The sequence below is a fragment of the Planktothrix sp. FACHB-1355 genome, from assembly GCF_014748295.1.
Taxonomy (GTDB): Bacteria; Cyanobacteriota; Cyanobacteriia; order Cyanobacteriales; family Aerosakkonemataceae; genus Aerosakkonema; species Aerosakkonema funiforme_A.
The window spans coordinates 1-1534 of record NZ_JACJUP010001373.1; the positions used below are offsets into that span (position 1 = coordinate 1).

1 protein-coding gene is annotated in these 1534 nt (G+C 47.2%); it reads right to left on the reverse strand.

Annotated elements, in window-relative coordinates:
- Positions 1-268 precede the first annotated feature (268 nt).
- A complete protein-coding gene (locus H6S82_RS32540) occupies positions 269-1408 on the reverse strand; it encodes an LdpA C-terminal domain-containing domain (protein WP_190460914.1) in 1140 nt (379 codons plus the stop codon).
- Positions 1409-1534: the final 126 nt, after the last annotated feature.

Below are 1534 nucleotides of genomic sequence, written 5' to 3' on the forward strand. Positions count from 1 at the left end.
GGTAAACCCGTTTCTACAAATAAAGTCACATCTTGCACCATTCTCAACAAGACCTGAGAAACCGGGTTTCTTAACGAAATATCTAGGTTTTCAGATTTAGTTATTGCCAAGAAACCGGGTTTCGACGCTTGGTGCAAGTCTGAGTAAAGCGACTTTTGGGCGGGCAATATTTAAGGCCGCCCCATCAGCCTTAGAAGTGGGATAAATAAAGATCATTTTCGGTATCGACTGTTGAAGTATTTCATAATACATATATATTACAAAACTTTTAAGGGGATTTGATCTGGGAAACTAAAGAATTGGCTAGTGCAACCGCTTGCCAGAGAAGTTCCGGTTCTTCTTCCAAGCGCATCGGTTGAACTGTGTCTGGGGAAGGGACAGGCGAGACGCCTGTTCCACAAGAGAGGACGGGGATTTTTTCCAATTGCTCCAGAATTGGCGATAAAAGTACGCGAGCGTAGCTACCGTAGGCAATGCCTGCGATGTAGTTCTGGAAATTGGCAGATGGGGAATTTTGGCTATGATTGAGCAGCCCCATACTTCTCAGCTTCGTAGCAGTGTGACTGTTAGTGCCTCCTGCTAATTGCACATATCCGGGTAAGTCTGCCGATAGAACTTTTTGTCCTAATTTGACGGCGGCATGAGTAGTTCCCATCCCGATATCCCCACTCATCGGGCGTCCGTCTGTTTGCCAAATGAGGGTAGAAGGTACAGGTTTCATCAAATCGTACAGCGCCCATAGGTAGTCGATCAATTTCTCACCGTCGGGACAGCTGATGGCAATCAGTTTGAGTTGATTAATCCAGGGAGAAATTGCTTTCCACAGTCTTTCAAAATCTCGATCGCGTCCCACCTGCGTGTGGATTTCCAAGGCATCGACCCCTGTGGACAGGACGAGGGGTGCGATCGCATCTGGCGTCGATACATAAGATCGAGTAAAAATCAACTGGCTCGGACAAATCGGCAAGCATCTCCCACAGCCATAGCATAAGCGATCGATTACACCAGAAAAATCATCGTTGGAGCGATCGAAAACAATTGCCCCAGCTGGGCAAACCTTTTCACACGGACGCGGACACTCACTCGGACACTCAGTTGCGTTAAATTCTGCTTTGCGAAAATGCGGATCTTCCCCATCATTCAAACTCACCATCAACCACGGCAAACTATGAAAGCCAAACCCTCGCCGTTTAGCTTCTGCGCTTAGGCACGCAGCAGTTCTCAACCCTTCTTGTGCCGCCGCAATGACTGCCGGGTCAGCAGCAACGTCGATACAGTCAGCGCCTGCTAGGGTATAGGCTAGGGTAAGATTTCTCACCGCCGGGAGATGTTGAAAGCTGGCTCCGCAGATCAGCTTAAACCAGCGTCCCTCTTTTAAAGAATGTAAAGGATAAGTAAAATTAGTCACACTTTCATGCTACTGCTTTGCTTATCAAATGGGAAAGTAAAAACCGTTCTGGAAAACTTACTCAAACTTACTCACAGACCTCGAAAGCCTGATTGATAGAGAGTTTGACGTTTCCTTCCTGCTTCA